Source organism: Frankia sp. AiPs1 (genome assembly GCF_023716945.1).
In the GTDB taxonomy this organism is placed as follows: domain Bacteria; phylum Actinomycetota; class Actinomycetes; order Frankiales; family Frankiaceae; genus Frankia.
Genome location: NZ_JAMQQF010000113.1, coordinates 1 through 14,339, shown reverse-complemented (window position 1 = coordinate 14,339; position 14,339 = coordinate 1). Strand labels below are relative to the sequence as shown.

At 71.7% G+C, this 14,339-nt stretch carries 10 protein-coding genes; 8 read left to right on the top strand and 2 right to left on the bottom strand.

Features of this window, described 5'->3' with window-relative positions:
* The 7 genes from ND748_RS13055 to leuA all read left to right on the top strand — a co-directional run.
* Positions 1–1,502, top strand: a 1,502-nt coding sequence (locus ND748_RS13055) for a penicillin-binding transpeptidase domain-containing protein (RefSeq protein ID WP_251746066.1), incomplete at its 5' end; no start/stop codon positions are given.
* A gap of 339 nt (positions 1,503–1,841) precedes the next feature.
* Entirely contained in the window at positions 1,842–3,734 is a 1,893-nt protein-coding gene (locus ND748_RS13050) for an acetolactate synthase large subunit (protein WP_308205632.1), read from the top strand.
* Between the two features lie 40 nt (positions 3,735–3,774).
* Positions 3,775–4,299 (top strand): acetolactate synthase small subunit, encoded by a 525-nt coding sequence (gene ilvN / locus ND748_RS13045; RefSeq protein WP_251746064.1) that lies wholly within the window; start codon positions 3,775–3,777, stop codon positions 4,297–4,299.
* 176 nt (positions 4,300–4,475) lie between these two features.
* Positions 4,476–5,468, top strand: a complete 993-nt coding sequence (gene ilvC / locus ND748_RS13040) for a ketol-acid reductoisomerase (RefSeq protein WP_251746063.1) — start codon at positions 4,476–4,478, stop codon at positions 5,466–5,468.
* A 395-nt stretch (positions 5,469–5,863) separates the two neighbouring features.
* Complete coding sequence (gene serA / locus ND748_RS13035; RefSeq protein ID WP_251746062.1) at positions 5,864–7,456, top strand: phosphoglycerate dehydrogenase; 1,593 nt, start codon at positions 5,864–5,866, stop codon at positions 7,454–7,456.
* Between the two features lie 502 nt (positions 7,457–7,958).
* Positions 7,959–8,774, top strand: a complete 816-nt coding sequence (locus ND748_RS13030) for a septum formation family protein (RefSeq protein WP_251746061.1) — start codon at positions 7,959–7,961, stop codon at positions 8,772–8,774.
* Positions 8,775–9,143: 369 nt separating this feature from the next.
* Positions 9,144–10,925, top strand: coding sequence for a 2-isopropylmalate synthase (leuA, locus tag ND748_RS13025; RefSeq protein ID WP_251746060.1), 1,782 nt, complete (start codon positions 9,144–9,146; stop codon positions 10,923–10,925).
* Positions 10,926–11,019: 94 nt separating this feature from the next.
* Here leuA and ND748_RS13020 read toward each other — a convergent pair whose 3' ends face one another.
* Together ND748_RS13020 and ND748_RS13015 are read right to left on the bottom strand one after the other, a co-directional pair.
* Complete coding sequence (locus ND748_RS13020) at positions 11,020–11,316, bottom strand: DUF1059 domain-containing protein (RefSeq protein WP_251746059.1); 297 nt, start codon at positions 11,314–11,316, stop codon at positions 11,020–11,022.
* Entirely contained in the window at positions 11,313–12,590 is a 1,278-nt protein-coding gene (locus tag ND748_RS13015) for an EAL domain-containing protein (RefSeq protein ID WP_251746058.1), read from the bottom strand. The genes ND748_RS13020 and ND748_RS13015 overlap by 4 nt, the downstream gene beginning before the upstream one ends.
* A 711-nt stretch (positions 12,591–13,301) precedes the next feature.
* Here ND748_RS13015 and ND748_RS13010 point away from each other — a divergent pair.
* Positions 13,302–14,330, top strand: a complete 1,029-nt coding sequence (locus ND748_RS13010) for a 3-isopropylmalate dehydrogenase (RefSeq protein WP_251746057.1) — start codon at positions 13,302–13,304, stop codon at positions 14,328–14,330.
* Positions 14,331–14,339: the final 9 nt, after the last annotated feature.

Here is a 14,339-nt window from a genome sequence, read left to right as displayed (position 1 = left end):
GTGCGGGGGCCAGTGGGTCGCCGGCGGCCGGCGGCCGGGATGGGGCCGGTCGGTCCGCTGTGAGCGCGGCGAGCGTGCCCGGCAGCATCGACGTGGCCGCCCTGTTGACCACGATGGCCGACGTGCGGGACCGACTGCTGGTCACCGGCGCGACCTTCACCCCGGGATCGATCGACCGCAACGGCAAGGCGGCGACCGCGCCCTACCTGGCCCGGCTCGACCTGTCCGGCCTGCCGTCGCCGTTGGAGTACGCGGGGGTGCTGAACCTGGTCGACACCGGCCGGGGGTGGAAGGTTCGGGCGGAGCCGGCGTCCGTGCATCCCGCCCTGCGCCCCGGGCTGCACCTGGATCGGACCGCCTCGACCGGCCAACGCGGCGGCCTGCTGGCCGCCGGCGGCCAGCCGCTGCACGATTCCGGCGACCTCGCCGGCAACCTCGTCGGCCGGGTTGATCCGCTGTCCGGGCTGCAGCGCGTCTACGACGACCGGCTGCGTGCCCAGGGCGGCGCGGTCGTCGTGCGCGACGCGCGGGGCGCCACCGTCCAGACGCTGCACACCTACCCGATGACCGACGGCGAGTCCGTTCGGACGACCCTCGACCTGCGGGTCCAGCAGGCCGCCGAGACGGCGCTCGCGACCGCCGCCCGACCCACCGCGGCGATGGTCGCCATCGACACCCGTACCGGCGGCGTGCTGGCGCTGGCGAACCATCCGCCGAGCGGGGCGAGTCGGGCCGTGCGCGGCACGTACCCACCGGGCTCCACCTTCAAGATCGTGACGGCCACCGCCGCGCTGATGAGCGGCAAGACGGCGAACACCCCACTGGACTGCACCCAGACGGTCAGCGTGGGCGGGCGAACCTTCCAGAACGCCGAGGCCGAGCAGTTCGGCCCCATCCCGCTGCGCACCGCCTTCGCCAAGAGCTGCAACACCGCCTTCATCCGGCTGGAGGAATCGCTGCCGTCGGACGCCCTGGCGAAGGCCGCCCAGCTCTACGGCTTCGACGGCCGGGCGCCGCTGGACATCGCCAGCGTCGGCGGGAGCTTCCCGACCCCGCGCGATTCGGTCGAGTCCGCCGCGGCGTCGATCGGACAGGCCCGGATCGAGGCCTCGCCCCTGCAGATGGCCAGCGTGGCGGCGGCCGTCGCCAGTGGCACGTGGCGCCAGCCCTTCGTCGTCGGCCAGCCGGCGCGCAGCAACGCCATCCCGCCCGCGGTGCTCCCGCCGCTGCGGGACTTCATGCGGGCCGTGGTCACCGAGGGCACGGCGGCGAGCGTGCCGATGCCCGGCGAGGTCTTCGGCAAGACGGGCACCGCCGAGTACGGCGGCGGCGAGAACCCGCCCACCCACGCATGGTTCGTCGGCTACCGGGGCGACGTGGCCTTCGCCGTCGTCGTCGAGGACGGCGGCTTCGGCGCCGAGACGGCGGCTCCGATCGCCGCCCGGTTCCTGACCGCCCTCGACGGCGGCGCGGTGGGCGCGCCCGGCGCCGGCGGTCGGTGATGCCGCCCCGTCCGCCGGGCGCCCGCACGGGTCTCACCGGTCTCAAGGGCCCCACGGGTCTCACGGGTCTCACGGGCTTCACGGGCCTCGAGCATGCGGCCGCCGTGACCCGCCGGCAGGGCCCGCGGGGCGGCTACCTGCGGTCGCTGCTTGACGTACAGCCCGAACTCCGGCACGGTATGTCTGTGCACAGTCAGATTCTCGTACGTTCAGAGCGCGCGTAGTCGACGACATCGACCCCGTGCGCCGCCCCTCAGTGCCCTAGGCACGAGGGGCTTTTTCGTGCCCAGCCCTGCGTTCGTGATCCAGCCCTGCGTTCGTGATCAAGTTCCTGCGTTCGTGATCCAGCCCCATCGCGTGACCGAGTCCCAGCCCGCGCCCCGCGTTCCCCCGCCGAGACCACCCGCTGTCGCAGATTCCCGGCCTGTCAAGGAAGACGCCCAGATGACACGAGAGATCACCGGAGCACAGTCGCTCGTCCACTCCCTCGAGGCGGTCGGAGCCGACGTGGTCTTCGGCATCCCCGGCGGCGCGATCCTGCCCGCCTACGACCCGTTGTACGACTCCACGCGGGTGCGCCACATCCTCGTGCGGCACGAGCAGGGCGCGGGCCACGCGGCCGAGGGGTACGCCCAGGCCACCGGGCGGGTGGGCGTGTGCATGGCGACGTCCGGCCCGGGCGCGACGAACCTGGTCACCCCGATCGCGGACGCCTACATGGACTCGGTGCCGATGGTCGCGATCACCGGGCAGGTGGCCAGCGCCGCGATCGGGACGGACGCCTTCCAGGAGGCGGACATCTGCGGCATCACCCTGCCCATCACCAAGCACAACTTTCTCGTCCAGTCCGTCGACGACATCCCGCGGACGATCGCCGAGGCGTTCCACCTGGCGGGCACGGGTCGCCCCGGCCCCGTCCTGGTCGACCTGCCCAAGGACATCCTGCAGTCGGTCACGTCGGTGCTGCCGCACGAGATCTGGCCGCCCACGCTCGACCTGCCTGGTTACCGCCCGATCACCCGCCCGCACAACAAGCAGGTGCGGGAGGCGGCGAGGCTGATCAGCGCATCCCGGCGGCCGGTGCTGTACATCGGCGGCGGCGTGCTCAGGGCGCGCGCCGCCGCGGAGCTGCGCACACTGGCGGAGATGACCGGCATCCCGGTGGTCACCACGCTGATGGCCCGCGGCGCCTTCCCCGACTCGCACCCCCAGCACCTGGGCATGCCCGGCATGCACGGCTCGGTCGCGGCGGTGACCGCGCTGCAGAAGGCGGACCTGCTCATCACCCTCGGCGCCCGCTTCGACGACCGGGTGACCGGCCGGCTGGCCTCGTTCGCGCCGAAGGCCGCGATCATCCATGCCGACATCGATCCCGCCGAGATCGGCAAGAACCGGACCGCCGACGTGCCCATCGTCGGTGACTGCCGAGAGGTGATCAACGAGCTGATCGCCGCCCTGGCCGCCGAGTCCCGCCCGGACCTCGAGGGCTGGTGGCGCACCCTGGACGGCTGGCGGCGCACCTACCCGCTGGGCTACGAGTCCCCGGCCGACGGGTCGCTGGCGCCGCAGCACGTCATCGAGCGGCTCGGCCGCATCTCGGGCCCGGAGACGATCTTTGCGGCGGGGGTCGGCCAGCACCAGATGTGGGCCGCCCAGTTCATCTCCTACGAGAATCCCTACACCTGGCTGAACTCCGGCGGCGCCGGCACGATGGGCTTCGCGGTGCCGGCCGCGATGGGTGCCAAGGTCGGCCGCCCGGACGCCACCGTGTGGGCGATCGACGGCGACGGCTGCTTCCAGATGACCAACCAGGAGCTCGCCACCTGCGCGCTGGAGGGCATCCCGATCAAGGTCGCGATCATCAACAACGGGTCGCTCGGCATGGTCCGGCAGTGGCAGACCCTGTTCTACGACAAGCGATACTCGAACACCGAGCTCGGCACCCACCCGGCCTCGCCGCGGACCGGCGTCAAGCGGGTGCCCGACTTCGTCCGCCTCGCCGAGGCGCTGGGCTGCGTCGGCCTGCGCTGCGACTCGGCCGCCGAGGTCGACGCGACGATCGAGAAGGCGATGGCGATCGACGACGCCCCCGTGGTCGTGGACTTCGTCGTCCATCCCGACGCCATGGTCTGGCCGATGGTCGCCGCCGGTGCGAGCAACGACGACATCCGGGTCGCCCGCGACCTCGCGCCCGACTTCGACTACTCCGGGGACGCCGAGGTGAACCTGTGACGGCCCCCGACCCCACCCGCTACCCCAGGAGCGCGACGTCATGACTCGGCACACCCTGTCCGTGCTGGTGGAGAACAAGCCGGGGGTGCTCGCCCGGGTCTCCGGCCTGTTCTCCCGGCGCGGTTTCAACATCGAGTCGCTCGCCGTCGGCCCGACCGAGCACCCGGACGTCTCCCGGATGACGATCGTCGTCGCGGTCGAGGACCTGCCGCTGGAGCAGGTGACCAAGCAGCTCAACAAGTTGGTCAACGTCCTGAAGATCGTCGAGATGGACACGTCCGTCTCGGTGCAGCGCGAGCTGATGCTGGTCAAGGTGCGGGCCGATCCGTCCGTCCGGTCGCAGGTGCTGGAGACCGTCACCCTGTTCCGTGCCAAGGTGGTCGACGTCGCCCCGGATGCCGTCACGATCGAGGCGACGGGCACCCGCGACAAGCTGGACGCCCTCATCCGGATGCTGGAACCGTTCGGGATCCGGGAGCTCGTCCAGTCCGGCATGGTGGCGCTCGGCCGCGGCTCGCGGTCGATCACCGACCGCAGCCTGCGCGCCGTCGACCGGTCGGCCTGATCGGTTGACCTGTTCCACCCTGTCTCCACCCCGTTTCACCCTGTTCAACACTGTTCCACCCCGTTTCACCCGGCCCGGCCGGCCGGGGCGTCCCGGCGCGTCCCGGCGCGTCCCGCGGCGATCCCGGTCAGGCCGCGCCCGCACCTCCCTTCACTCAATGAGGAGACCCCCCCACGATGGTCGAGATCTACTACGACGACGACGCCTCGCTCGACGTCCTGGCCGGCCGCAAGGTCGCCGTCATCGGTTACGGCAGCCAGGGCCACGCGCACGCGCTGAACCTGCGCGACAGCGGCGTCGACGTGCGGGTCGGCCTACCCGCGGACAGCCGCAGCCGGGCGAAGGCAACCGAGGAAGGCCTGCGCGTGCTCACCCCGGCGGAGGCGTCCGCCGAGGCCGACATCATCATGCTGCTCACCCCGGACACCACCCACCGCAAGATCTACGCCGACTCCATCGCCCCGCACCTGAGCGAGGGCAAGGCGCTGGCGTTCGGTCATGGGTTCAACATCCGCTACGGGCTCATCGAGCCGCCGGCGGGCGTCGACGTGTTCATGGTCGCGCCGAAGGGCCCCGGCCACCTCGTGCGCCGGGTGTTCGAGGAGGGCAAGGGCGTGCCCGTCCTCGTCGCCGTCGAGAACGACGCCTCCGGCAACGCGCTCGCGGTCGCGCTGGCCTACGCCAAGGGCATCGGCGGCACCCGCGCCGGGGCGCTGCGCACCACCTTCACCGAGGAGACCGAGACCGACCTGTTCGGCGAGCAGGCGGTGCTCTGCGGCGGCGCGAGCGCGCTGGTCCAGGCCGGCTTCGAGACGCTGGTCGAGGCGGGTTACACCCCCGAGGTCGCCTACTTCGAGTGCCTGCACGAGCTCAAGCTCATCGTCGACCTGATGTACGAGGGCGGCATCTCGCAGATGCGCTACTCGATCTCCGACACGGCCGAGTACGGCGACGTCACCCGCGGCCCGCGGGTGGTCACCCCGGCCGTCAAGGCCGAGATGCGCAAGATCCTCGATGAGATCCGGGACGGCACGTTCGCACGCGAGTGGGTCGCCGAGGACGACAACGGCCGGCCGAACTTCACCAAGCTCGTCGAGGAGGGCAAGCAGCACCCGATCGAGCAGGTCGGCGCCAAGCTGCGGCCGCTGATGTCCTGGATCGCCAAGTAACACCGGGATCGCCGCTTGGCGTGAGGAGTGCCGGGATCGCTGGGATCGCCGGGAGTGCCGGGATCGCCGCTTGGCGCGAGGATCGCCGGTAGCGCCAGGATCGCCGAGCGGCGGGGCCGCCGGCGGACGCCGGTGCCGGGCTCCGCCGCCGGATGGTGGCGGCGCCCGGCCGCCGAACGGCGAGGACAGCCGGACCACATCACCGGGATCGCGCGATTCCGGCGGGACTGGTGCGCAAAGCGTTCGGCGGGCGCAGTCCGCGTCGGTAGGCTGGGCCCGCCGCGCCACCCGGCGCGCAGTCAGCACGCTCACCACCGCCAGGCCGACGGCCACGTGATCACACCTCGTTCCGCGCGTCGCCTCCGGCCTGACCAGAGGTTGCTAGGAGAGGTCCAGTGCCCGTCGTACTCGTTGCCGAGGAGCTGTCGCCGGCCGGGCTGGAGGTGCTGTCCGGGGACTTCGAGCTTCGTCACGTCGACGGCGCCGACCGGTCGGCCCTCCTGCCCGCGATCGCCGATGTCGACGCCGTGATCGTCCGCTCCGCCACCAAGATCGACGCGGAGGCGCTCGCGGCGGCGAGCCGGCTCAAGGTCGTCGCCCGGGCTGGCATCGGCCTGGACAACGTCGACGTCGCCGCCGCCACCCAGCGCGGCGTCATGGTCGTCAACGCGCCGACGTCGAACATCGTCAGTGCCGCCGAGCATGCGATCGCGCTGCTGCTCGCCGTCGCCCGCCGGGTCCCCGCGGCCAACCAGTCGCTGAGCGGCGGGGAATGGAAGCGGTCGAAGTTCACCGGCGTCGAGCTGGTCGAGAAGACGCTCGGCGTCGTCGGCCTCGGCCGCATCGGGGTCCTCGTGGCACAGCGCCTGGCCGGCTTCGGCATGAAGGTCATCGCCTATGACCCGTACGTGTCGGTGGCCCGCGCCTCCCAGCTCGGCGTCACCCTCGTCGACCTCGACGAGCTGCTGCGGCGCAGCGATGTGATCACGATTCACCTGCCCAAGACGCCGGAGACGCTCGGTCTGATCGGTGCCGAGGAACTGGCCCGGACCAAGCCCGGCGTCATCATCGTCAACGCCGCCCGCGGCGGGCTCGTCGATGAGGCGGCGCTCGCCGAGGCGATCAGCTCCGGCCAGGTCGGCGGCGCCGGCATCGACGTCTTCGTCACCGAGCCGACGACCGCGTCGCCGCTGTTCGGCCTCGACAACGTGGTGGTCACCCCGCACCTCGGCGCCTCCACCCAGGAGGCCCAGGACAAGGCCGGGCTCGCCGTCGCCCGATCGGTGCGCCTGGCACTGCAGGGCGAGTTCGTGCCGGACGCGGTCAACGTGCAGGCCGGTGGGGTCGTCGCCGAGGATGTTCGGCCGGGCCTGCCGCTCGCCGAAAAGCTGGGGCAGCTGTTCTCCGGGCTCGCCGGCGGGCTCGCCGCCGCCATCACCGTCGAGGTCCGCGGGGAGATCGCGGTCCACGACGTCTCGGTGCTCCAGCTCGCCGTGCTGAAGGGCGTCTTCACCGACGTCATCGAGGAACAGGTCACCTACGTCAACGCCCCGCTGCTGGCGAAGGAGCGCGGCGTCGAGGTCACCCTGGAGACCTCCGAGGAGGGCTCCTCGGACTATCGCAACCTGGTGACCGTGCGCGGCGTGCTCGCCGACGGCACCCCGGTATCGGTCAGCGGGACACTCGTCGGCTCCCGGCAGGTCGAGAAGATCACCGCGATCGACGGCTTCGAGGTCGACATCCGACCCGAGGCGCACCTGGCGTTCTTCCGCTACGAGGACCGACCGGGAATCGTCGGCGCGGTCGGCGCGCTGCTCGGCGAGGCGAACATCAACATCGCCAGTGCCCAGGTGAGCCGGGTCCAGGCGGGTGGGGAGGCGCTGATGTCGCTGTCGTTGGACGACGCGGTCGCCGCCGACATCCTGGCCGACATCGCGAAGATTATCGGCGCTTCCTACGCGCGCGCGGTCAGCATCCAGGCCGAGTAGGAATCGAGGCCGGGTCGGAATCCGGCCCGGGCTGGAATCCAGGCCGGGCTGGAATCCGGCCCGGGCCGGAATTGAGGCGGCCCGGAATCCGGGCCGGGCCGGAATCGAGGCAGGGCCGGGATTCCGGTCGAACGGGGATTCAGGCCCGGCTTGGGATCCAGGTCGAGCGGCCCCGGATCGGGTGGTCGGCGGTCCGCCTGACTCCCGTGGCTCGGGCGGCCGATCAGTGCCGGTCTGTCGGGCCGCGGCGGTGGCACTGCGGTGGGGGCGCACCGCGGCGACGGGCGGGCGGGGGCCGGCCGACAGGACGGCGGCGGCGCGGCGGTCGGCTGCTGTCGGGGCGCGTCGACGCCGCAGGTGGGTCGTCGGCGGCGGCCGGTCGGGGCCGCTCGCCAGGCCGTCGCCGCGGGGCCGGCCGCCCCGTTCCCGCCCGGAGGTGCCCGGAGTGATCTTTACGCCGAACATGCGGCTTTAGCTGGGTGTCGGGTTTACCGTGGCTAGCATGGCGTCGCGGCATCAGGACCCGTTCGAGGGGCTTCGCCTGGATGAGCGATTCGTCCGCGGAGCCCGCTTTCTCGAGCCGTCCGCGGCCGAACGCAGCCGGCAGCACGGCCGGACGGAATCCGGCCGATGCCAGGTGGTTCCCGCTCCCCGCGGGCTGCCCGGGTTCTTCCACCGGCTCGTGGCGCCGCCGAAGCCGCCGGGACGCCCTCGGCAGATCGCCCAGATGATCACGTTCATCGCGATCATCGTCGGCATGATCACCATCACGGTGGTCGCCCTGCGCCAGACGGCCACCCGGGGCGGGCCGGGCACCGCGACCCGCCTGGCCGCACCGAGCGCGTCGCAGGGTGGCGCCGCGAGCGCGAGGCCCGCGGTCACCGGCTCCCTGACCGGCCCTCCCGCCGGCTATGCGGTCGCCCCGACACTGCTGGCCGCCCTGCGCCGCGGCGACTGCCTGAACTGGACGCCCTACCCGGCCGGCGCACCCGTCCCGATGGTGCCGGTGGTCCCGGTCCGGGTGAGCTGCGACCGGCCGCACATCGACGAGGTCACCCGGCTGGTGAACCTCGCGCCGCTGTTCGGCCGCTGGCCCGGCGCGTCGGCGGTGGCCCAGGTGGCGGACACGCGTTGCGCCGGGGCGCTGCGCGACTTCGCCGGGGCCATCGATGCCACCCCGCACTACATCGTCGGCACGATCTACCCCGCCGAGCCGAGCTGGCAGGACGGGGCGCGCTCAGTCGCCTGTACGGTGCGATCCGACGACCTGCGGGCCCGCACCGGCCCGTTCCGGGTCATCGGCTCGATCGGCGCCTGAGGGCGCGGGCAGCCGACTCGACTCGAGGCGGGCGGGCGGGCGAGGCAGGCTGCGGGCGCTCGAGGCGAGGCGCGACCGGGTCGCGGCGCCTATCACCGACCGATCGGGCCGACATCGGGTACTGTTTAGCCGCGATGCGTGCGCTACTCCTCCTTAGCCGCCGCGGCGGGGCCTGATCTAGCTGGCTTCCCCGTCGCGGTGTTCTCGTGCGCCAGCGTCGGGATCCCCGCGGTCGTCAGTGGCCCGGCGGTCAGGCCCAGCTTGGGCGGCCGCCCGTCCGACGCCGCGGAGGGATCTGCCGGCCCCCAAGTCCCTGTGCGATCGTGAGATCCGGTCGACGTGGGGCTCTTCCGAGGAAGCAGGAGCACGATGACCACGCAGCAGCCGTCCGGCATGCCGATCGAGAAGTACCAGGCGTTCACCCCCGTCCCGCTGCCCGACCGGACCTGGCCCGAGAAGTCGATCGTCCGCGCCCCGCAGTGGTGCAGCGTCGATCTGCGCGACGGCAACCAGGCGCTGATCGACCCGATGACCCCCGCGCGCAAGATGCAGATGTTCGAGCTGCTGGTCGCGATGGGCTACAAGGAGATCGAGGTCGGGTTCCCCGCCGCGAGCCAGACCGACTTCGACTTCATCCGCCAGCTCATCGAGGAAGACCGCATCCCGGCTGACGTCACCATCCAGGTACTGACGCAGGCGCGCGAGGAGCTGATCGAGCGAACGGCCGCGTCGCTGGTGGGCACCGACCGGGCGCTGATCCACCTGTACAACTCGACGTCGACGCTGCAGCGCCGCGTTGTGTTCGGCCTGGACCGGGCCGGCGTCAGGGAGATCGCCGTACAGGGCGCGCGCTGGTGCGTCCAGTATGCCGAGAAGCTGCTCGAGGGCACCGACGTGCGCTGGCAGTACAGCCCGGAGTCGTTCACCGGCACCGAGCTGGACTACGCCGTCGAGGTGTGCGAGGCGGTCATGGACGTGTGGTCGCCGACGCCGCAGCGCCCAGTCGTGTTGAACCTGCCGGCGACGGTCGAGATGTCGACGCCGAACGTCTACGCCGACCAGATCGAGTGGGTCGGGCGGAATCTCACCCGGCGCGATGCCGTGATTCTGTCGCTGCACCCGCACAACGACCGGGGCTGCGCGGTCGCGGCGGCGGAGCTCGGTGTGCTGGCCGGCGCGGACCGGGTCGAAGGCTGCCTGTTCGGCAACGGCGAGCGCACCGGCAACGTCTGCCTGGTCACGCTGGGTCTGAACCTGTTCTCGCAGGGGATCGACCCGCTGATCGATTTTTCGGACATCGACGGGGTCCGTCGTGCGGTCGAGTACTGCAACCAGTTGCCCGTGCACCCCCGCCATCCCTACGGCGGCGACCTCGTCTACACCGCCTTCTCCGGCTCGCACCAGGATGCGATCAAGAAGGGTCTGGAGGCGATGGACCGGACCGGCCAGACCCGGTGGGAGGTGCCCTACCTGCCGATCGACCCCAAGGACGTGGGCCGCACCTACGAGGCCGTCATCCGGGTGAACAGCCAGTCCGGCAAGGGCGGCGTCGCCTACCTGCTGAAGTCGGAGCACTCGCTGGAACTGCCGCGACGGCTGCAGATCGAGTTCTCCGGAGTCGTGCAGCGCCACACCGACGCCGAGGGCGGTGAGGTCACCGCCGCGCAGCTGTGGCGGATCTTCCGTAGCGAGTACTTCCTCGACGGTGCCGAGACACAGGGCCAGCTGGAGCTGCTGGGATCGCGGACGAACGCGGCGGAGGGGGAGCGCGACGAGGTCGCGGTCTCGGTGCGGTTCGACGGCGCGGACTCGGTGATCACCGGGGTCGGCAACGGCCCCATCGACGCCTTCGTGGCCGCCCTGGCGACCCGCGGCCTGAGCGTGCGCATCCTCGACTACAACGAGCACGCGCTGGGTTCGGGCGCCGACGCCCGGGCGGCGGCCTACCTCGAGGTCTCCGTCGACGACCGGGTGTACTGGGGGGTCGGCATCGATCCCAACATCGTCACCGCGTCCTTGCGAGCCGTCGTGAGCGCCGTCAACCGCGCCTGGCGGGACCGGGCGGCGGCGCCGGCCCACGCCCACGAACCGGCCGTTGCGGCGGCGAGGGACGGCGGTCGGCCCGCCGCGGCCGCCGCACCGGTGGCCTGAACCGGGCTCTGCGCGAGCACGACAGATCGGCCGGTGGCGGCCTGACGGCTGCCGCCGGCCGATCGGCTGCACCGCCGGGTGGACGCGGCGGCGATCAGTCGCGGAGATCCGCCGGTTCCACGTCCCGGACGCTGCGCCGGACCTGATCCAACATCGCCTCCGGGACGTCGGTCATGCCGTGATCCACGCGGGCGTGGGTGTCCACGGCACGGAGCAGATCCTCCTCGGCGGACGCGACGATGCGCGTCTCGCACCCGTGAATGATCGCCCCGCAGTAAAACTCCTTCATGGCCGGCCGCCGGACGGTGATCTCCGCGGGCAGGGAATGACCCCCGGTCGCCGGGCTCGGTGACATCAGCGCCTGGGCGGTCCAATATCGATTCCGTCTCATGTGGACATTTCCGCGAGACGCAGCATCAGGCGCTCCATCCGTACCAGACCGAGGGGTCGACCCATCTCGGTCACGATTATCACCGGGTCGAACCGGCTGGCCCTGGCGCGGGTCATGGCGCGGCGCGCCACCTCCGTCACCGGCTCCTCCGGACGGGCGAACAGCGTGGTGGGCACCCGACGGGGTTCGGTGCCACCGCCGGGACCGCTCGACAGGTGCAGCGCCACCGGGCGACACCGGTTGGACACGATGATCGTCGCTCTGGGAGCCAGCTCGTCGTCAGAGCTGCCGGTGGTCGGATCACTGCGGTTCGCGGCCGCCCGCATGGGGCAGCTCGGGCAGTCCGGCGACATGGCGCACGAGCCCGAGTCACCCACGCGGACGGTGACCTGTTCCATGAGGCTTTCGATGCTCGCCGCCCGGTTGCTGCGCTCGGAGAGCTGGCGGATGCGCCGGGCCACCCCTGGATCGAGCTGCTGCCAGCCCTCGGACGGACGCCCGAGCAGAAATCCCTGCCCGAGCGGAACCCCGAGCGCGACCAGCATGGCCAGCTCGTCGCCCCGTTCGACACCCTCCGCGATCACCCAGCCGTTCAGCCGGCTGGCGAAGTTGCCGACCAGTTCGGTCAGGGCGATCTTGACCTGGTCGTCGTCGATGTTGACCACCAGCGAGCGGTCCAGCTTGACGAAGTCGGGTCGGATCCGGGCGAGCTGGCGTAGCCCGGCGTAGCCGGAGCCGACGTCGTCCATGGCGATGAAGGCACCGCGGTCGCGCAGCGCGCTCGCGATGGCGGTCAGCCCGGTGGTGGCCTCGAGGTCGACCGCCTCGTTGAGTTCCAACACGAGCCGGCGCAGGTCCGCGTCCCGCCAGACCTCGGCGACCGAGGGCTCGTCCAGCAGGTGCGGCAGAACGTTGACGGCCAGGAAGCAGCGGTCGGGGAGCCGATCGCGGGCCGCGAGCGCGGCAGCGAGAACCCGGGCCTCGAGTTCGGCCGCGTGCCCGAGCCGATCCGCCGCGGCGAAGATTCGGTCGGGGGAGTGCGTTGGATGGCTGTGGAAGCGGGCCAGTGCTTCGTATCCGGCGATGACCCCACGCTGTAGATCTACGATCGGCTGGAAGTACAGCGCAGGTTCGGCGGGATCGGCGAGGATCCGGGCAAGGTCAGGATGGTCGGCCTCGTAGGCGTCCTGCTCCGCGCCGGCGAGTCCCGGCGGACTCGCCGCGCCGGACGACTCGGTTCCCGCGGACGCGACCGCGCGCCGAGCGTCGGCCACCTCGCCGGATGTCTCTGCGGAGTCGCCGACATCGGCGCGGCCGTGGGGTGGAGATCCCGCGGGAGTCCGCTGTCGAGTAATCATGCGCCGTGCACCCCCTCGCCTCGAAGCACGTCGCACCTGTCCTGTAAGTGAGTTTCTTACCATCTGGCCTCGACGCCGGTCGCGAGTACCGTCCGGAGTTGTGAATACTGCGGTCTTTTGTGTGACCGGCGGGTGGCGGTCGGATTGCTGGTTGTCGTCTTTCTTGCGTCCGCCCGGCAGGCGCGGCGTGTTCTATACGGCTGAGCCGTCGATCGTCACCGATCTGTTGTCGAGCATGACAATGCACCTCACTTTCTGAGGTATCGGTGCCGTGGCGTCGGAGTGGGCGCTCCGGCGGGCGCACATCAATTCGGGAACAACGAACGTGATACTCCGGGTGGCCGGACCGGGTGTTGGTCACCAGTGGTAATCGTTAGGCCGCAGCGTGGTGGTCTCGCGGGTCGCCCGGTGCTGACCTGTGGTAGCGGGCGGCGTGACGGCCCCTCCCGCCGTGTCCGTCCGTCGCCGGGTATCCACCTCCGGTGTCGTCCGCGGGCCCTCGCCGTGCCACCTCGCCGCCACGGCCGGGAGGGGTCGCCGCGATGGTCCGGTGAGCACTTTCGAAGCCCCCGGCACCGGATCGAGTCGAGCCGCTGCGATCCGCCGGTTCCGGCTACAGTCGGGCACATGAGGCTTGCGGTGATCGGCGGTGACGGGATCGGCCCCGAAGTGGTGGCGGAGGGGCTGCGGGTACTGCGCGCCGTACACCCCAAGGTCGACACGACCGAGTACGACCTGGGCGCCCGGCGTTGGCACCAGACCGGGGAGACGCTGCCCGACTCGGTGCTCGAGGAACTGCGCGGTCACGACGCGATCCTGCTCGGCGCGGTCGGCGACCCGGGGGTGCCGAGCGGAGTGCTCGAGCGCGGCCTGCTTCTACGCCTGCGTTTCGAGCTCGACCACCATGTCAACCTGCGGCCGGTGCGGCTGTATCCCGGGGTCGCCTCGCCGCTGGCCGGAGACCCCACGATTGACATGATCGTGGTGCGCGAGGGCACCGAGGGCCCGTACGCGGGTGCCGGTGGCGTGCTGCGGCGGGGGACCCCGCACGAGGTTGCCACCGAGGAGAGCCTCAACACCCGCTACGGCGTCGAGCGGGTGGTGCGGGACGCCTTCCGCCGCGCCGCTCGCCGCGAGCGCCGCCACCTCACCCTCGTGCACAAGAACAACGTCCTGACCAAGGCCGGCGACCTGTGGTCGCGCACGGTCGCGGAGGTGGCGCCCGAATTCCCCGACGTGCGGGTCGACTACCAGCACGTGGACGCGGCCTCGATGTTCTTCGTGACCGATCCGGGACGGTTCGACGTCGTCGTCACGGACAACATGTTCGGCGACATCATCACCGACATCGGCGCGGCGATCACCGGCGGCATCGGACTGGCCGCCAGCGGCAATCTCGACCCGTCCGGCGCCCACCCGAGCATGTTCGAGCCGGTCCACGGCAGCGCGCCCGACATCGCCGGCAAGCAGCTCGCCGACCCGACGGCGACGGTCGCGTCCGTCGCGATGCTGCTCGACCACCTGGGACACGCCGAAGAGGCGGCGAGGGTCGAGGCCGCCGTCGCAGCGTCGCTCGCGGACCGGGTGGGCGCGGGCGCCGCGGCCCGCTCGACCCGGGAACGCGGCGAGGACCTCGCCGCACGCGCGGTCGGCTAGCTCTCGACC